This is a genomic window from Chitinophaga sp. SYP-B3965, from assembly GCF_009647655.1.
Classification (GTDB): Bacteria; Bacteroidota; Bacteroidia; order Chitinophagales; family Chitinophagaceae; genus Chitinophaga.
The window spans coordinates 236,424-256,469 of record NZ_WJFD01000002.1 but is presented as its reverse complement, the minus strand read 5'-3'; the positions used below and the strand labels follow the sequence as shown (position 1 = coordinate 256,469).

9 protein-coding genes are annotated in these 20,046 nt (G+C 46.2%); 5 read left to right on the top strand and 4 right to left on the bottom strand.

Translation table 11 applies throughout. The annotated features are described in order from the left end of the window. Position 1: 1 nt before the first annotated feature. The 3 genes from GFS24_RS15060 to GFS24_RS15050 all read left to right on the top strand — a co-directional run bounded on the left by GFS24_RS15060 (position 2) and on the right by GFS24_RS15050 (position 13,870). Positions 2–6,613, top strand: a complete 6,612-nt coding sequence (locus tag GFS24_RS15060) for an MBG domain-containing protein (RefSeq protein WP_153660562.1) — start codon at positions 2–4, stop codon at positions 6,611–6,613. 193 nt (positions 6,614–6,806) lie between these two features. Next, the gene (locus tag GFS24_RS15055; RefSeq protein ID WP_153660560.1) at positions 6,807–7,697 is read left to right on the top strand and encodes a PorP/SprF family type IX secretion system membrane protein; all 891 of its coding nucleotides are present in this window, start codon (positions 6,807–6,809) and stop codon (positions 7,695–7,697) included. A 17-nt stretch (positions 7,698–7,714) separates the two neighbouring features. Continuing rightward, on the top strand, positions 7,715–13,870 hold the full coding sequence (locus tag GFS24_RS15050; RefSeq protein WP_173003089.1) for an MBG domain-containing protein: 6,156 nt from the start codon (positions 7,715–7,717) through the stop codon (positions 13,868–13,870). Positions 13,871–14,064: 194 nt separating this feature from the next. Here the strand turns inward: GFS24_RS15050 and GFS24_RS15045 are convergent, their stop codons facing one another. Further along, positions 14,065–15,153, bottom strand: coding sequence for a HigA family addiction module antitoxin (locus GFS24_RS15045; RefSeq protein ID WP_153660555.1), 1,089 nt, complete (start codon positions 15,151–15,153; stop codon positions 14,065–14,067). A 2-nt stretch (positions 15,154–15,155) separates the two neighbouring features. After that, the gene (locus GFS24_RS15040; RefSeq protein ID WP_153660553.1) at positions 15,156–15,497 is read right to left on the bottom strand and encodes a type II toxin-antitoxin system RelE/ParE family toxin; all 342 of its coding nucleotides are present in this window, start codon (positions 15,495–15,497) and stop codon (positions 15,156–15,158) included. A gap of 196 nt (positions 15,498–15,693) precedes the next feature. Here GFS24_RS15040 and GFS24_RS15035 point away from each other — a divergent pair, with 196 nt between their 5' ends. After that, positions 15,694–16,221 carry a hypothetical protein gene (locus GFS24_RS15035; protein ID WP_153660551.1) on the top strand — a complete coding sequence of 176 codons (528 nt, stop codon included), beginning with the start codon at positions 15,694–15,696 and terminating at the stop codon, positions 16,219–16,221. A gap of 132 nt (positions 16,222–16,353) precedes the next feature. On the opposite strand, the gene GFS24_RS15030 is transcribed toward GFS24_RS15035, so the two are convergent. Then, positions 16,354–17,802: a Gfo/Idh/MocA family protein gene (locus GFS24_RS15030; protein ID WP_153660549.1), complete on the bottom strand. Its 1,449-nt coding sequence runs from the start codon at positions 17,800–17,802 to the stop codon at positions 16,354–16,356. 220 nt (positions 17,803–18,022) lie between these two features. Here GFS24_RS15030 and GFS24_RS15025 point away from each other — a divergent pair, with 220 nt between their 5' ends. After that, positions 18,023–19,660, top strand: a complete 1,638-nt coding sequence (locus GFS24_RS15025) for a peptide MFS transporter (protein WP_153660547.1) — start codon at positions 18,023–18,025, stop codon at positions 19,658–19,660. Between the two features lie 107 nt (positions 19,661–19,767). Here GFS24_RS15025 and GFS24_RS15020 read toward each other — a convergent pair whose 3' ends face one another. Next, on the bottom strand, positions 19,768–19,962 hold the full coding sequence (locus tag GFS24_RS15020) for a hypothetical protein (protein ID WP_153660545.1): 195 nt from the start codon (positions 19,960–19,962) through the stop codon (positions 19,768–19,770). Positions 19,963–20,046 lie beyond the last annotated feature (84 nt).

The following is a 20,046-nucleotide window of genomic DNA, read 5'->3' as shown; positions in this document are numbered from 1 at the left end:
TATGAATCGATTTATTTTATTCCTGATCTGTATAAGTACTACCAGCCTTAAGGCACAACAATTTACAGAGGTGGATCAGCTCTCGGCTCCTTTACCAGGTATCTGGGAGTCTTCTGCTGTTTGGGGCGATTATGATAATGACGGTGATCTGGATATCTTATTAACGGGTAATCCTAGTGGTACCAGCTATAGTTATGCCACCCAGATCTGGCGTAACAAAGGAGATGGAACATTTGAAAATAGCGGGATCATCCTGAATAACTTGAGTGACGTCAGCGCAGCCTGGGGTGATTACGATAATGATGGCGACCTGGATATTTTATTGATGGGCGGTTCAAACCTGGGGGCTGTCAGTAAGGTTTATCGCAACAAAGGAAATGGTACATTTGAAGATAGCGGCATATCCTTACCAGCAATGTTGCAGGGTTCCGTTGCCTGGGGCGATTATGATAATGATGGCGATCTGGATATCTTATTGACGGGCTTTTACTACCCGGGTACTGGCTATGGCTATGACAGTAAACTCTATCGTAATAAAGGAAATGGCACATTTGAAAATAGCGGGGTTACACTGCCCTTCATTAGTAATTTTACCGGCGGTAATTCTTCCGTTGGCTGGGCAGATTATGATAATGATGGCGATCTTGATTTCTTATTATCGGATTTTTCAAACGGAGGCAAGCTATATCGTAATAAAGGAGATGGTACGTTTGAAGATGGGGGAGTCTCTCTTCCCGCTCTTTATGCTTCCTCCCTCGGCTGGGCAGATTATGATAATGATGGGAACCTTGATTTCATAATAGCAGGTACTGGAAACGGTGCCTATTTCAATAAGCTCTATCATAATAAGGGAGATGGCACATTTGAAGATAGTAATACCCCATTACCTGGACTTTATGAGCTTTCCATCGCGTGGGGAGATTATGACAATGATGGCGATCCTGACATTTTAATATCGGGCGCTTATGGTTCTGCCGGAACATGTAAGATCTATCGTAACAAAGGAGATGGCACATTTGAAGATAGTGGTATATCCCTCAACGGACTTCATCAAGGTTCCGTTGCCTGGGGCGATTATGATAATGACGGAGATCTGGACATCCTGCAAACGGGGATGTATTATGATGGTGGAGGAGCTATAAATCCTCTCACCAGGATCTACAGAAATAATGCTATCACTCCCAATACAAAACCAACTTCCCCAACAGGGTTACAGGTTGTGCTGTCTCCTAATGGTAAAAGCGCAACGCTCTCCTGGCAAAAAGCCACCGATGCACAAACACCACAAAACGGGCTCAGTTATAATGTATATGTAAGTGAAACGCCAGCCGGGGGAAACCGCCAATCATCAATGTCCAATACCACCAATGGATTCAGAAAGATAGCTGCCGTCGGTAATACAGGCAGCCTTGGGAGAGATACCATTAAAGGATTAACACCCGGCAAAAAATATTACTGGAGTGTACAGGCTGTTGATGCTGCTTTTGCCGGCTCTGCTTTTGCTGCAGAACAGGAATTTACAACACCATTATTCGAAAAATTACCGTTCGCGTCAGTGCCATTAGGCCCAGGCACCTACCATTGGGGTGATCTTGATAACGATGGGGACCTGGATGCATTCGTGGTGCATGATACATTCGGCAATAAGGTCTATCTTAATAAAGGAGATGGTACATTTGATAGCAGGACCATGGTTTACGCTCCATTGCAGGATGGTGTCGCTGCCCTGGGTGATTATGATAATGACGGATACCTTGATATTTTACTGACAGGAGGGATAAGTTTTGTTTATCATAATAAAGGAGACGGAACTTTTGAAGATGCCGGCATTCCGCTTCCCACCCTTTACCTTGGTACGGTGGCCTGGTGTGATTATGATAATGATGGCGATCAGGACATTACATTAACCGGCAGCCTCAGTCCTGGAGGAGGAGCGGCTATCTGCAAGATCTATCGTAATAAAGGAGACGGAACGTTTGAGGACAGTGGGATTCCGCTGACAGGTGCATACGATGCCACCCTCATCTGGGAAGACTTTGACAATGATGGTGATCAGGACCTCATTAGCACAGGGACTAATAGTAGCGGACAAATGGCCCACAGGATGTATTGGAATAATGGAAACGGAACATTTCAATCCACCTCCGGCATTTCGATGATTCCCTCCAGCCCCTCCGCGGCCTCCGGGGATTATGATAATGATGGAGACCAGGATCTTTTAATTACCGGTGTCGGGACGAACCCAAAGATACTTCGTAACGCGGGAGATGGTAATCTTTATGAGACTACCCTGCCCTTCGCACCATTAAGGAATAACGGCAAAAATGGTTCTGCATCCTTCGGCGATTATGACAATGACGGATACCTGGATATATTGATGGCGGGATTTGCCAATTCATCGTCTACGTCCTTCACAACGAAGATCTATCACAATAAAGGAGATGGTACATTTGAAGAGGCAGCCGCTATCACGCCCACAGAAGCAGGAACAAGGACTTTCTGGGTTGATTATGATAACGACAACGATCTGGACCTGGTGATAACAGGTACCGCTTCCTCCAATGCCTACGCGGTCTATAAAAATAATACTGGCACACCCAATACAAAACCCACAGCACCCGCTGGTTTGCAGGTAACATTATCTGCAGACAGTAAAAGCGCAGTGCTCACCTGGCAGAAAGCAACAGATGGGCAGACAGCTCAGAACGGTCTTAACTATAATGTTTATATCAGTCAAACTCCCGGAGCAGTAACCCGCCAATCCCCCCTGTCTAATACCAGCAATGGTTTCAGAAGGGTAGTAGCTACAGGAAACACCGGGTCTCTCAACAGGGATACGATCAAAGGTCTTGAGTTAAGTACAACCTATTACTGGAGTGTACAAGCCATTGACGCTGCCCATGCGGGATCACCATTTGCAACAGAACGGTCCTTCACCACAAAAGCGCCGCAAACAATTTCCTTTATAAACATTACCGCCACTTACGGAGATGCAGATATTACACCCGCTGCAACGGCCAGTTCATCATTGCCGGTAACATTCAGCAGTGACAATGCGAGTGTGGCCACCATCGTGGGAGGAAAAATTCATATTACCGGAACCGGAACGGCAAATATCAAAGCATCCCAGGTTGGCAGTAGTGCGTATATTGCGGCACCGGATATAACGGTAACCCTCACCGTAAGCAAAAAACAACTCACCGTAACCGCAGCAAACAAAACCATTACTTACGGCGATGCTTTACCAGTGCTGACTTACACCATATCGGGTTTAGTAACACCAGAAACACAAAGCGTATTTACCACACCGGTAAATATTACCACAGATGCCACCAGCGATGCGGGCACTTACAATATCACCGCAACCGGAGCCGTAGCTGCTAATTACGATTTCACCTATCTCCCCGGAACACTGACCATTCAAAAAGCACCCACACAGATCAGCTTCAGCAGCCTGCCGGTAAAGACTTACGGAGATGCAGACTTTGCCCTTGCGGCCACAATAACCAATGGCCAGCAAACAAACTATACCACTTCAGATGCAAATGTAGCTGCTATCACCGGCAGCAATATTCGCATTACGGGAGCAGGTACCGCAACGATCACAGCAAAATACCCCGGAGATCAAAACCACCTTCCGGCAACAGATGTGCCTGTTACACTAACCGTAAGTAAAAAACAACTCACCGTCACTGCTCAGAATAAAACAATCACTTACGGAGATGCTTTGCCCCCACTCACTTACACCATCGCCGGCCTCATTCCGACAGAAACAGAAAGTGTGTTCACCACAGGCATCAGCATTTCCACAACCGCTACCGCCAGCAGTAACGTTGGTGTATATGACATCGATGCTGCCAGTGCCGCCGCTGCTAATTATGATTTCATCTACCAACGGGGCACTCTCACCATTCAGAAAGCAACAGCAAACATCTCCTTCACTACATTGCCAGTGAAAACATACGGAGATGCAGACTTTGCCGCCGGCGCCACTATTCCCAATGGATTGCCCATTACTTATACGAGCACAGGGGTAGCCACCATCGTAAACGGCAACATTCATATTACCGGAGCAGGGACAGCTACCATCACAGCACACCAGGTAGGAAATGGCAACTATGATCCAGCCGCAGATGTACCCGTAATGCTTACCGTAAGTAAAAAACAACTCACCGTAACCGCAGCAAACAAAACCATCACCTACGGCGATCCATTGCCTGTACTCACGTATGATGTAACAGGTTTCATAACCGGGGAAACGGAAAGCGTATTCTCCCAACCGGTAAACATCACAACAGATGCCACGGGCGATGCAGGTATTTTTAGTATCACAGCTTCCAATGCCGCTGCCGCCAATTACGATTTCACTTACCAGGGAGCAACGCTTACTATTCAAAAAGCTTCGGTGAATATCATTTTCAACGCACAACAAGCCACATATGGTGATGCAGATTTTGATCCAGGTGCTACGATCAGCAACGGATTACCCATCACGTATACAAGCAGCGACAATACTGTAGCCACTATTATAAACAACAACATCCACATCACCGGAGCCGGCACAACAACGATCACCGCAAAACAACCCGGTAACAGTAATTACAATGCAGCCACAGATGTTCCCGTAACGCTCACCGTAAACAAAAAACAGCTCACCGTTACCGCCGAAGATAAAAGCATCACCTATGGCGATGCTTTACCAACATTCACTTATACGATAGCCGGGTTAACAAATGGAGATACAGAAGCAGCATTCACTACACCGGTAAACATCACCGGAACAGGAACAAATGCCGGCACATACCCGATCACTGCCACCAACGCTTCCGCCGATAATTATAATTTCGTATATCAGGCAGGAACGCTCACCATCCAAAAGGCAACGGCGAGTATCATTTTCAATGCACAACAAGCCACATATGGCGATGCAGATTTAAACCCCGGCGCCACCATCGCCAATGGATTGCCCATTACCTATACAAGCGCCAACAGTAATGTAGCCACCATCGTAAACGGTAACATCCACATCACCGGAGCCGGTACAGCTACCATCACAGCACACCAGGCAGGAAATGGTAATTACAACGCAGCCACAGATGTAAGCGTAACGCTCACGGTAAATAAAAAACAACTCACCGTAACTGCTGCAGATAAAACCAAAGCATACGGAAAACCAAACCCGGTGCTCACTTACACCATAACAGGGTTTGAAAATGGAGAAACGGAATCCGTATTCAACACGCCGGTAATTATCACTACACCTGCTAATGACGCCAGCAATACAGGAACGTATCCGATCACACCGGCAAATGCAACAGCCAATAACTATTTGTTCATTTACACGGATGGTGTGCTCTCAATCAATAAAGCACCATCCACCATCTCCTTCGTGACGCTGCCAACGAAAACGTATGGGGATGGCGACTTTAACCCCGGCGCCTCTATTAGCAACGGGTTATCTATTACCTACACCAGTACCGGCGTAGCCACGATCATCAATAACAACATCCACATTACAGGAGCAGGTACAGCAATGATCACTGCAAAACAGGCAGGGGATAATAATTACGAAGCAGCAGCAGATGTGAGCGTAATCCTCACGGTGAGTAAGAAAACCCTCACCATAAAAGCAAATGATCAAACAAAGGTCTACGGAGAACCAAACCCTGCATTTACCTACACCATCACAGGGTTAGTGAATCCAGACACAGAAGCCGCATTCACTTTCCCGCTTTATATCACCAGCACAGGCATTAACGCAGGAACTTATCCGATCACAGCTTCAAATGCAGCAGCGGAGAATTATGATTTCATCTACCAATCCGGCACACTCATTATTCAGAAGGCAGCGCAAACAATTACCTTCAACGCGCTGCCAAATAAAACCTATGGCGATGCCGACTTCAATCCCAATGCTACTTCCAGCAGCGGATTACCCATCACTTATACCAGCAGCAACAACAACGTAGCCAACGGCAACATTCACATCACCGGAGCAGGAACGGCAACCATCACGGCAACGCAGCCCGGTAATAATAATTACAATGCCGCCACACCCGCAACGCAACAACTGATAGTAAACAAGGCCACCCAAACCATCACGTTCAGCTCAATGGCAACACGCACAACAGGAGGACCGGCTTTCGATCCTGGTGCCACAGCAAGTTCCGGTCTGCCCATTACTTATCAGATAGAAAACGTCAGCATTGCATCCTTAGCCGCCAACCGGATCACAGCTACAAGACCCGGTTTCACAAAGGTCACTGCCACGCAGCCAGGTAATAATAATTATGAACCGGCTGCAGCCATAACACAGGAACTGGAGATCGTAACCGGCAACACGATAAAAATTCAAGACGCCGTAACACCAAACGGAGACGGGATTAATGATTATCTCCTGATAGAAGGCATCCGCCAGTTCCCGGATAACGAGCTCTATATTTCCAACGCATCAGGCAAAATAGTGTTCCAGGCCAAAGGGTATAATAACACGAATAATACCTTCAGAGGTTTCGCCGGAAGCGGTACCACCTTACTAACCAGGGGAGTATATTATTACGTCCTCTTATATCAGGGCAAAAAGCTAAGCGGCTTCTTCGTCCTCGAATACTAGCTAAAAGGCGGATAATCAAACGATTATCCGCCTTTTTTGATATGAGATAATTTTGACACATAATGGGTATTGTAGAATCGCGCAGATAGTGTTTACTTTGTGCTGGTTTTTCGTGTCCGCAAAAGGGCAAGGCAGCATAAAATACGGGGCCATCAATTCCACCTGTAACATCACAGAGATAAAACAACTAGTAATGACAAGATACCTATGGCAGTGTGCACTCCTGCTTTTGCTTGGCACTCAGGCAAATGCGCAGGAAACATTCGTCTTCCCCAACTTCAACCGGAACGCTGCGTTAGCGAATCCCGCGATGCAAAGCATGGATTCCTCCACCAGTTTCACCGCCGCCGGAAGAAAACAATGGACAGGTATCAACGATGCCCCATCTACCTTTAGCTTTTCCGGCAGCACTTTCATTAACGATCCCGGGATGTCCATCGGTGTGGTAGCAGAACATAAATCGGTAGCAGTTAATAAGTATACCTCCTTAGGCCTGATGCTTTCCAAAACCGTGAAGCTCAGCAAAACAGAATATTTAAGTTTAGGTTTCTATGGTGGCGCAGATAACTTCTCAGCCAACTATACCGGCCTGGGAGGAGGAGATCCCGCATTGGCGCAAAAGCAACAGATCAATCAATGGAGAGGCATTGTGGGAGCAGGACTCGTGTTACATGGAGAACGTTTTTACTTTGGTGCATCCATGCCAAGGATCCCCCTCAAAGATTATAAAGATGTACCCGTAGAAAGCAACGGTTATTTATCAGCCGGCGTGTTATTACCCATCAATGAGCAGCTTTCTGTTGCACCCGCTTTGATCTGGAACGTGCTCAACAAAAGCCGCGCACTGGATGCAGGCGCCACTTTATTCATCCAGGAAACATTGGGTGTAGGCGCCACCTATCGCAGTACCGGAGAAATGAACGCATCATTACAATATAGTTTCCAGAAAACATTGCAGGTGGGATATGGTTACATCTTCTCAGTAGGCAACAGTCAGAATATCAGTCGCTTTAGTGGTGGTTCCCATGAAGTGTTCATCAACTACCGCATCAATAATATCGCCCTTCCATTTAAATGGTGGTAAGTAAAAAGACAATAACTATGACTCGAAATATACTATTCTTCTTATGCTTATGTTTCACCACAGGGATAAAGGCGCAGACGTTTACGGATGTAACAGGAAGCGTGGCTCCTGCTATCCCCGGACTGCAATTCAGTACCGTAACCTGGGCTGACTATGATAATGATGGTGATCTGGATTTTTTAATAGCAGGAGGATCAAACACAGGCAATACTACTAAACAGAGTCTGATCTACAGGTATGGGGGCGCTTCATTTACAAATAGTATAACCCTTCCGGGCAGTGTTACAAATGCTGCTTCTGCCTGGGGTGATTATGATAACGATGGAGATCTGGATCTGTTATTAACAGGTTCAGGCTTTACCTATATGTACCGTAATGATGGTGGGACCGGATTTACAGACGTCAGTGTTGGTGTTGTACTCCCTGGTGTGGAAAGTGGTTCCGTAGCCTGGGCAGATTATGATAACGATGGAGACCTGGATTTTTTATTGACAGGATTAAACGGCTCAACAAAGATCAGTCGGATCTATACTAATACAGGGAGTGGTCAATTTGTAAATAGCGGCATATCATTAGATGGCGTATCTAACTCTTCGGTAGCCTGGGGCGATTATGATAATGATGGTGATCAGGATATCTTATTAGCAGGTTTCAATAATGCAAACCAACGGGTCAGTTATATCTACAGTAATGGAGGGAACGGAACATTTGCAGCAGCAAACGTTGGTGTAACAATACTCGGTGTTGAAAACGGTTCCGTAGCCTGGGGCGATTATGATAATGATGGTTTCCTGGATGTTATATTAACAGGCCGGGATAATACTTTTTTCTATATTACTAAACTGTATCACAATAAAGGAGATGGAACGTTTGAAGATATCGTCAATTCCTTACCTGCTATTATAAACGGTTCCGTAGCCTGGGGTGATTGCGACAACGATGGAGATCTGGATCTTTTATTCACAGGTGAGTTACTCTCCAGCACCCGCATCAGCCAGGTATACCGCAATGACGGAGCCGCAGTTTTTGTAAACAGCCATACTTTAACCGGCGTATCTAATTCTACCGCCGCATGGGCAGATTACGATAATGACAACGACCTCGATATCATAACTTCAGGATACAACGGCACAGCACTCATCACCAATATTTACAGGAACGATGCTCCGCCGGCAGCAAACACCATCCCAACTGCACCAACCAATTTAAATTCAATCCCCCATGTGGATGGCGTAAGCATGATCCTCTCCTGGGACAAAACCACAGATACACAAACTCCGCAGAACGGACTCAACTATAATGTATACATCAGTGATGTTGCCGGCCAGGGAAACCTAAAGCCGGCCATGTCTGATATCCTCACCGGTTTCAGAAAAGTAGTGAAGATCGGTAACACCGGATCATTGAACACCACTACTATTAAAGGACTTCAGTCCAATAAAACATATTACTGGAGTGTACAGGCTGTGGATGGTGCATTTGCCGGATCTCCTTTTGCTCCTGAGCAAAATTTCCAGATTATAGTAAGAACCGCACAAACCATTACGATCTCAAACTTTACCGCAACATACGGAGATGCGGACTTCACGCCAGCAGGTTCCGCCTCTTCATCTTTACCGCTTTCTTTCAGCAGTGACAATGCCAGTGTGGCTGACGTCGTTGCCGGAAAGATTCATGTTGTTGGAGCAGGAACGGCTAACATCACCGTTTCACAAGTAGGAAATGCTTCTTACTTCCCCGCACCAGATGTGATCGTCACCATCACCGTCAGCAAAAAAACACTCACCGTAACAGCAGATGATATCACCATTACTTACGGAGACGCTGCACCACTGCCAGGAGCACTCTCTTACAGCATAACAGGATTCGTAAACCCGGAAACAGAAGCCGTATTCACCACGCCCGTAAGCATCACAAGAGATGTTGCCACAGACGCTGGTCAATATAATATCAACGTTTCAGGAGCAGCAGCCGCTAATTATGATTTCAGCTATGTGCCAGGTTCCTTCACGATCCTGCCTGCAGCTGCAAGCATCACCTTTAATGCGATACCCGCAAAAATATATGGTGATAACGCGTTCAGTCCCGGTGCCACTGTGAGCAATGGTTTACCTGTAACATATACAAGTTCTGATCCACTGATAGCCTATATCGACAATGGCCTTGTTTACATTGTAGGAATAGGCTCAGTTACCATCACCGCCTCACAGGACGGAACTAACAATAACTACGAAATCGCCACCGATGTAGACCAAACACTGACCATTGGTAAAAGAACGCTCACGTTCACCGCAGAGAATAAAACGGTCGACTATGGCCAGCCATTGCCAACGCTCACGTATACGTCAACAGGTTTCGCTCCCGGCGAAAATGAAAACGCATTGCTCACCCCTGTGATCGCCACAACAGACGCCACCACTGCTATAGGTGTTTATACCATTACGCTTAGCGGAGCCACTGCGGATAATTACGATATCCTCTTTGTGCCGGCAACGCTCACCATTCAAAAAGCCACCATTAATATTTCCTTTGCATCGCTGCCGGCAAAAACATACGGCGATGCAGATTTCGCTCCCGGTGCTACGATCAGCAACGGATTACCTATCACTTATACAAGTGATAACAGCAGCGTAGCCACGATCGTTGGCGGAAACATCCACATCGTGGGAGCCGGTACCGCAACGATCACTGCACATCAGGTGGGAGATGCTAATTACAACCCATCCCCCGATGCGCCACTAACATTAACTGTCAACAAAAAACAACTGACTGTAATAGCGGAAGATAAGAGCATCAATTTCGGAGACCCGCTGCCAACATTCACGCATACAATAACTGGTTTCATCCCCGGTGAAACAGAAGCAGTACTCACAACACCGGTAAGCGTTTCCGCTACCGGCACAAACGTGGGCACATATCCGATAACAGCATCAGGTGCAGCAGCAGCTAACTACGATTTCGTTTATCAACCGGGCATACTCACCATTGGAAAAGCCACAGCGCAGATCAGCTTCAGCGGCCTGCCCGTAAAAACATACGGCGATGCAGACTTTGCTCCCGGAGCTACGATCCCTAATGGCTTACCGATCACCTATATAAGCAGCAACACGAATGTCGCTACTATTGTAGGCGGTAATATTCATATCGTTGGAGCTGGCTCAACAACGATCACTGCACAGCAGGCAGGGAACGGTAATTACAACCCAGCCACAGATGTACCCGTAACGCTCACGGTGAATAAAAAACAACTGACCGTAACGGCCAGTAACCAAACCATCAGCTTCGGTGATGCATTACCAACCCTCACTTACATCATAACAGGGTTCATAAATCCGGATACAGAAGCCACGTTCACGACACCGGTAAGCGTTAGCGCATCCGGCACCAATGTGGGCACTTATCCGATCACGGTATCTGGCGGGGTAGCAGCCAACTACACATTTAATTATGTAGCTGGCATACTCACTATTGTGAAAGCCACAGCAAACATCACCTTCACTGCATTGCCCGTAAAAACATACGGCGACGCAGATTTCGCTCCCGGTGCTACAATCAGCAGCGGCTTGCCCATTACTTATACAAGCGATAACAGCAGCGTAGCCACCATCGTAAATGGTAATATCCATATTACGGGAGCAGGAAGTGCAACGATCACCGCACACCAGGCCGGAAATGGTAATTACAATGCTGCCACAGATGTACCCGTAACATTAACGGTGAATAAAAAACAACTCACCGTAACAGCGGAGAATAAAACCATCAATTATGGAGAAGCGCTGCCAACGTTAACTTACATCATAACAGGATTCGCGGGGACAGAAACGCAAGCCGTATTCACTACGCCAGTAAGCATCACAGCAACCGGCACCAACGTAGGCACATACCCGATCACCGCATCAGGCGCAGTAGCAGCCAACTATCTATTCAATTATATACCCGGCATACTCACGATCGGAAAAGCCACCGTGCAGATCAGCTTCACTACATTACCAGTAAAAACATACGGTGATGCAGACTTTTCTCCCGGCGCTACGATCGCCAGCGGATTGCCTATTACATATATAAGCAGCAACACCAATGTCGCTACTATTGCAGGCGGTAATATTCATATAGTAGGAGCTGGTACAACAACGATCACCGCACAGCAGGCAGGGAATACAAATTACAACGTAGCCACAGATGTACCCGTAACGCTCACGGTGAATAAAAAACAGTTAACCGTTACCGCTGCGGATAAAACTCAAACCTACGGAGATCCCACCCCGGTACTCACTTATACGATAACAGGATTCGTAAACCCGGATACAGAAGCGACATTCACAGCACCGGTAAGCATCAGCGCAACCGGCACAAATGTGGGCACTTATCCCATCATACCATCAGGTGCAGCAGCAGCTAACTACACATTCAATTATGTAAATGGCACGCTTACCATTGGAAAAGCCACCGCGCAGATCACCTTCACTACATTACCAACAAAAACATATGGTGATGCAGATTTCGCTCCCGGCGCTACAATAAGCAGCAGTTTGCCGATAACTTATACCAGCACAGGTGTAGCCACCATCGTAAACGGCAACATCCATATTACCGGAGCCGGCACAGCTACCATCACCGCACACCAGGTGGGAAATGGTAATTACAATCCTGCCACAGATGTAAGTGTAACGCTCACGGTGAATAAAAAACAACTCACCGTAACGGCAAATGATAAAACCATCAACTACGGAGAGGCGTTACCAACGCTTACGTACACGATAACAGGATTGGTAAGTCCGGATACAGAAGCTGCATTCACCACCCCGGTAACTATTACAACAAATGCCGGCACGGCAGTAGGTGTTTATAATATTACAGCAACAGGCGCTGCCGCTGCTAATTATAGTTTCGTCTACCAGCCAGGTACACTCACCATTCAGAAAGCCACGGCGGCCATCATCTTCAACGCCCTGCAAAAAACTTACGGCGATGCAGACTTCGCCCCCGGCGCAACTATCAGCAGCGGCTTGCCTATTACTTATACCAGCACAGGTGTAGCCACGATCGTCGGCAACAACATCCACATCACAGGAGCAGGCACAGCAACGATCACAGCACACCAGGCAGGCAATGCTAATTACAACGCAGCAGCAGATGTAAGCGTAACGCTCACGGTAAACAAGAAAACGCTCACCGTTACCGCGGACGATAAAACAAAAGTATACGGCCAACCAAACCCAGTATTCACGTACACAATAACAGGATTCGTGTTTGGAGAAACAGAAGCTGTATTCACAACACCAATAAGCATAAATGCTACAGGAACAACCGGCGGCACACATCCGATCACCGCATCAGGTGCAGCTGCGGCCAATTACACATTCACTTATGTAAACGGTATCCTCACCATTCAGAAAGCAGCACAAACAATCACCTTCGCGACCTTACCCGCAAAAACATACGGCGATGCAGATTTCGCTGCCGGTGCAACGGTAACATCCGGCCTGGGTATCATCTACACCAGTTCTGATCCAAATGTAGCCACCATCGTAAACGGCAACATCCACATCGTTGGAGCAGGCACTGTAACGATCACGGCAACCCAGCCAGGAGATGGAAATTACAACGCTGCCACAGCAATACCGCAGCAACTCGTAATAGCCAAAGCCGCACAAACCATCAGCTTCGGTACAATGATCCAACGCACGGCAGGAGAGCCACCTTTTGATCCTGGTGCCACAGCAAGTTCCGGCCTGCCTATCACTTATGTGATAGAAAATACCACCATTGCAACAATAAACGGCAACCTGATCTCAGCCCTGAAAGCCGGCATCACAAAAGTTACCGCCACGCAGCCAGGTAATAATAATTACTTAGCAGCTATCGCAGTAGAGCAGAGCCTGGAAGTAACCGGCATCATCGGTTACATAAAAGTGAATGATGCCGTAACGCCAAACGGAGATGGCATCAACGACTTCCTGATGATAGAAGGCATCCGCCAATACCCGGATAACCAGCTCTACATCTCCAACGCTAACGGTAAGATCGTGTTCGAAGCGAGAGGTTACAACAACACCGGCAATGTTTTCAGAGGTCTCGATAATAAGGGCAACAAACTAACGAAAGGAGTACACTACTATGTCCTCATCTATCAGGGCATAAAACAAAGTGGATTCTTTGTATTAGAATATTAAAACAGAAAAGGAGATAGTCACCATCGGCTATCTCCTTTTTATTTAAACGGGTAGTTTTTAGGTACCCGGCATTTGTTTTTCAATCAATCCCCCGTTGCGTCGCACTCTTCAGCAATTGCTTCACTATTGGTCAATTACCATCATTTGTTTTAAACCAATTCTATCCTTCAATAGATATTCCGATGATCATCAAATTATTCAAACACCACAGGCTCAAAGTATTCCCTCCCCAATGAATACGGCACTAACTGCTTATGTTGCAATCTGCCAATTATGATTGCCGGATGCGTATTGAACTGCGCAGCAAAGCTTCTTACCTTCTGTTCATCAAGTGGCACAGCCGCCAGTATAGTCGCTTCTTCCTCCTCCGTTAATGTCCATTTCACCGCAAATTCATCCGCCTCTTTTTCCTTCTTGAGATCTTTATCAGAATATTCCACTTTCTCAAGAAAAATATCCTTTTTACCATGCAACAGGATATGCCCCGCTTCATGAAAAAAAGTAAACCAGAAACTATCATTCCGATTATATCTCCCCGTTAATTGAATAAGTGGGGTATCATTCAACCACCGGGTACTGCCACATATCGGAGCCTTAGGGAGGGTAGGAGTATGCACCACTTTTACACCGGCTTCCAGACAAATATCCTGTAACTGATGAAAGAAATCCGCCGGGTGCTCAGCCATGATGCGCTTTAAAGCGGGCAATGCCTCTTTGAACTTCTTCTCTTTATACTCCTTAGCCTGTAACACGGCTGCTTGAAGTTCTCCTTTACGCAACCAGGCAGAAATAGCAAACGGTTCCCTGGTATTGGCTAGTGAGATACGAAAGGCTACTTTTAGCTGTTGATTAAAGTAATAATCTTCCCAGGCAGAATGATGAGAGAACCCAAAAAAGCCCAGCATGGCTATTGTTTTCTCCTGAGCATTATTACCCGGAGGCAGCCACCCCTTTTTGATCATCTCATTCAAGGGGAACGATTTCGCCCATTCAACAGACTGCGCTATAGCATTCTGACGCTTTTTCCTGGCTATGAATTCATCATACCCCCTTTGGTAGTTCATCCAGAAGTTCGCCGGAATCTTGGTCACACTTTCAAACTGAACAGCCATATCCGCAGTAATCGAACTATCTCCCTTCAGTACGGCAGTGATCGTTTTTTCCGGTTTGCCCGTTCGCAGTGCAAACTCCTTGGGTCCCATTCCCATTTCCTCCAGCTTCTCTGCCAATGTTTCTCCCGGATGTAATATAGACTGAGGATGATATTGATTTTCCTTTAACATGTTCACTTTTTTTTGTGGTAGTTGATAACTTCAATTATTTCTACGCCGGTAATTTTCTGCCAGATATACTGTCCATATTCATTGGAAGGAATAGGCTTTTCATGAGGAGTGAAAACCAACCGGTCCGGTTGTATGAGGTCGCAGGCCCATTGCCCTTTCCTTTTATTAGTAAGTTCATGATAGTTTCCCGACACATACCGCACTTCCTCAAGAGTAGCAGCAAACTTTAACTGTTGCAAGCGTTTCTTGATCGTCCTCGCCTGAGGTTTGCCATACTCCAGTAGCAGCTTTTTATCATCATTGATCAGCTTCTCTAGCTTCTTATCCGCAAAAGTAATAACCATTACAAAGATATTAATTTTTAATTAACATCAAATGTAAATTAAAAAATGAAAGTGATTCAGTCAATATGATTCTTTCGGAATCACACTCTTGAAACACGCCCGGTTCCCTCCCTATACAATCTAATACCCTATATTCGTTCCACATAGGCTCAAGATTCGAAGTGAAAATCAAGAAATAAGTCTTACCTTAGTACCTATGGCAGTATCTGAACATAACGTCATCACAAAAGGAGCCACAGGCACCTTCGCAAAGCAGATCGTCTTCCGTCAGCGGAACGGCAAAACCGTGATGTGCAACCGCCCCTGCAAATACCCACCCAAAACCCCTACCCAGATCGCGAACCAGGAACGTTTCAAAAGAGCCAACGACTTCGCCAAAGCCGCCGTTAAAGACCCGGCTAAAAAGGCCTTCTATAAATCCATCGCCAAGCCAAACCAAACGGCTTTCAACGCAGCCTTCCAGGATGCCTACCACAAACCGGAAGTAATAGCGAGCGTAAAAGAGCAAACGATCGAAGTAGAAGCAAAAGGAAAACACCGCATAACAAGCGTAAAAGTGGCAATCGAAAACGCCGCAGGAACAGAAAAAAGAACGGGCTTCGCCATAAAGAAAGTAGACCTCTGGGAATTCGATCTCGGAAATATAGAAAAAGGAGAGAGCATACGGTTATGGGTACACGATATTGCAGGAAACATCGTTCAGAAAAAGTACCGATACACCTAAAAAACATATTTACGTCCAATCAACGCAAATAAAAAAAACAAAACGCGCACACAAAAAACATTTGTGTACAAAGATCATAAAAAAAGGGCATCCCGCACTGGGACGCCCTTTCAACCATCGTATATAAAATTCTTACACGCCCAGTTTCCAACCTTCACGATAAGTCCTCTTCACAAACTGATTCGCTTCATCAAAGTTAGTGATCTTCATGTTCGGGCTATCCCAGAGCAATTTGATGTAACGGCCAGGGAAATCAAAACCATTACCATTTGCTTTCGGACGACGAACATCATAGCTACGGATAGCCAGGTTACCCATCAGCAAAGTTTCTGTTAAAGGACCAGCGATCTCAAATGGAGAACTCAGTTCTTTCTTACCGTAACCAGCAATCGCAGCATTCACCCATTGTACATAGTGCCCTTCCGGTACACGTGCAATGGTTTGTGCCACACTCACCTCTTTATTACGGGAAGTAGGTAACAGGGTAGGAGACACACCATAAGTACCGCACATCATCTTACCTTTTGTACCAATGAAGATAACACCGTTACCGCCGTCGCCCATTTTTTCATTAGGACCCAGCTCTTCAGGACGCGCAGGTTGAATACCACCATCCATCCAATGTAACTTCACATCCGGTTTGCCATTTTTGCCGGCAAAGTTCATGATGCAATGAGAAGAAGGAGGACAGCTATCAGGGAAATAACCTTGTTTGAACTCATCTACATAAACACTACCCACACTGGTTTCAGCAGAAGTAGGATAACCGAGGTCCAGTACGCGGAACGCAGGTTCAACGATATGGCAACCCATGTCTCCAAGAGCACCTGTACCGTAATCCCACCAGCCACGCCAGTTAAAAGGAACCAGTTTATTTACATAATCCTTCTGCGGAGCAGTACCTAACCAGAGGTTCCAGTCCAGATCTGATGGAACAGGAGAAGGTTGTGAAGGCCAGGGAATACCTTGTGGCCAAACCGGACGGTTAGTCCAGCAGTATACTTCTTTCACATCACCAATGATGCCGGCATTATACCATTCCATCAGTTGGCGAACGCCATCTCCGGAAGCACCCTGGTTACCCATTTGCGTCACTACTTTATATTTCTTCGCAGCCTGGGTGAGCATGCGCGCCTCATAAATATCATGGGTTAATGGCTTTTGCACATACACGTGCTTGCCCAGCTGCATAGCAGCCATTGCCTGAATAGCGTGGTTGTGATCCGGTGTGGATACAGACACGGCATCAATGTTCTTGTGTTCTTTGTCCAGCATCTCACGGAAGTCCTTATAGAACTTCGCTTTCGGGAAACGTTTAACAGAATTTGCCGCGCGGCTGTCGTGTACGTCACACAATACAGTGATATCTGCCGGTCCTTTTGCGAACTCAGCGAGATCACTTTCTCCTTTACCGCCAACACCGATGCCCGCTACTCTTAACCTGTCGCTTGGTGCTGTGTATCCTTTACCTCCTAATACGTGACGTGGAACGATCATGAATCCTGCGGCAGCTGTTGCTGTGCCCGTTAGAAATGATCTACGTGAAATCTGGTTTCCTTTGTTATTCTTTTCCGTAACCATGATTTGATAAATTTTCGTTCAATATAATAGAAAATTCTTTAGAATATCCAATAAAATCTATGGGTGGTTCCTTTGCTAAATCGTTTTTACAGAGGGCTTCAGGAAAACGCCCATCCCGCGGGACATACAAGTTAATAAATCGCCCCGTTAAGGCATCATTAAATTTGGCCCCTATGGGGAATTGTTGTTATTTTTAGCCACATCAAAACAACCTGCTAAAATGAGTTCTAACCGCAAGCATCCGGCCGCACTGCCGTTCTTATTCTTTTCCGAAATGTGGGAAAGGTTCGGCTTCTACCTCCTCCTGGCCATTTTACAGATGTACCTCACAGATGCTGAAACCGGCGGTTGGGCCATGGATCGCAAAACAGCCGTAGATATCTTCGGAACTTTCATCGCCTTCGTTTACCTCACCCCCTTTGTGGGTGGCCTGCTGGCAGACCGGAAAATAGGATATATCCAATCTATTATATGGGGAGGGATCCTGATGGGCATCGGTTACATTGGCCTTTCTGTACACAATCTCACCGTTTTTTATGCCTCCCTTGCCCTCATCTGTATAGGTAACGGTTTTTTCAAACCCAATATTTCAACCCTGCTGGGGAATGTATATAATGATGACCGATACAAAGAACTGAAAGACACCGGGTATAATATCTTCTACATGGGTATCAACCTCGGCGCTTTTATCTGTACGTTCATTGCCGCTTACCTAAGAAATACCATTGGCTGGGGCGCTGCATTTATTGCTGCCGGTATAGGCATGTTCCTGGGCGTGATCATTTTTGTGATCGGCCTTAAACATTATCGCCATGCAGATGTCCGCAAACCGGAACAGCCGGGAGACATGAGCCTGAACAGCATTTTTGCACAGGTATTCATTCCTGTTCTGGTAGTTGGGGCTATCGGATGGTTCATTCCTAATAATATCTTCGGCACAGATTCTACAGACGCCTTCATTTTCGCTTGTTTGCCTATTGTATATTTCTTTGCCAATCTGCTTCGTAAAGCAGGTGCTACAGATAAACAACCCGTAAAAGCATTGCTGGCTATCTTCGCCGTCTCCATTTTATTCTGGGCCGTATTCAAACAAAATGGCACCGCCCTCACCACTTGGGCACAATATTATACAGATAGGGAAATGCCTGCGCCCTTGGTAGCACCCGCTAAAACATTGCTCCTCTCGCAAACCGTTACCAATAAACTGGATACCGTTGTTTCCTACGATCAGGAATTCCGTGTGATCAAAGATGCGGCTGGCCAACCGGTGAAGGAATTAGGAAGACCAGTATACCTGAAAAATGTAGCACCGGAAAAAATGCCGCCGGAAGGTGGCAGCCTGAGCCTGATCAATACAGAACTCTTTCAGTCCGTGAATCCATTTTTTGTGATCATACTCACACCATTGGTAGTAGCTTTCTTTGCTTTCCTGAGAAGACGAAAGAAAGAACCTTCCACACCAACTAAGATTGCATGGGGGCTGGTGATCTCTTCCTTATCTACTTTTATGATGGTAGCTGCTGTGATAGCCTGTGGCAATGGAACAGAAAAAGCTTCTTTCTGGTGGCTCTTTGGATGTTATGGTGTGATCACCGCAGGAGAATTATTATTAAGTCCGATGGGACTTTCATTGGTGTCCAAACTCAGTCCGCCGAGATTGACTTCTCTGATGATGGGTGGCTGGTTCCTGGCTACTTCCATGGGGAATAAATTATCCGGGGTATTAGCGGCTACATGGGATCTGTATGAGAATAAGGCGAATTACTTCCTTGTAAACTTTGTGCTGCTGATCTTTTCAGCGGGGATCATATTTATTATGTTACGCTGGTTGAACAGGGTTTTCAAAGCGAATACATAAAATGAAAAGAGGGTGTTTCGACTAAATGAAACACCCTCTTTTATATGTGTTAATTAAACAGATTCCATTTTTCACCTGCGCACCCTGCCGGGGGGGGATTTTTCTTTTTAATTTTTGTGTCGCTGATTTTCACCTGCGCCCCGTGCTGGGGTATTTTTCTTTTTAGCTTTTGTGTCGCTAATTTTCACCGGCACCCCATGCTTGGAGGTATTTTTCTTTTTAGCTTTTGTGTCGCTAATTTTCACCGGCACCCCATGCTTGGAGGTATTTTTCTTTTTAGCTTTTGTGTCGCTAATTTTCACCGGCACCCCATGCTTGGAGGTATTTTTCTCTTTAATTTTTGTGTCGCTAACACGGCTTTTTTCTCTGCCATTCTTCTTCGATTC

Bases quoted from the DNA above. Each gene is read 5' to 3' on its own strand.
- GFS24_RS15060 (WP_153660562.1), top strand. From the start codon at position 2: ATGAATCGATTTATTTTATTCCTGATCTGTATAAGTACTACCAGCCTT.
- GFS24_RS15055 (WP_153660560.1), top strand. From the start codon at position 6,807: ATGACAAGATACCTATGGCAGTGTGCACTCCTGCTTTTGCTTGGCACT.
- GFS24_RS15050 (WP_173003089.1), top strand. From the start codon at position 7,715: ATGACTCGAAATATACTATTCTTCTTATGCTTATGTTTCACCACAGGG.
- GFS24_RS15045 (WP_153660555.1), bottom strand. From the start codon at position 15,153: ATGTTAAAGGAAAATCAATATCATCCTCAGTCTATATTACATCCGGGA.
- GFS24_RS15040 (WP_153660553.1), bottom strand. From the start codon at position 15,497: ATGGTTATTACTTTTGCGGATAAGAAGCTAGAGAAGCTGATCAATGAT.
- GFS24_RS15035 (WP_153660551.1), top strand. From the start codon at position 15,694: ATGGCAGTATCTGAACATAACGTCATCACAAAAGGAGCCACAGGCACC.
- GFS24_RS15030 (WP_153660549.1), bottom strand. From the start codon at position 17,802: ATGGTTACGGAAAAGAATAACAAAGGAAACCAGATTTCACGTAGATCA.
- GFS24_RS15025 (WP_153660547.1), top strand. From the start codon at position 18,023: ATGAGTTCTAACCGCAAGCATCCGGCCGCACTGCCGTTCTTATTCTTT.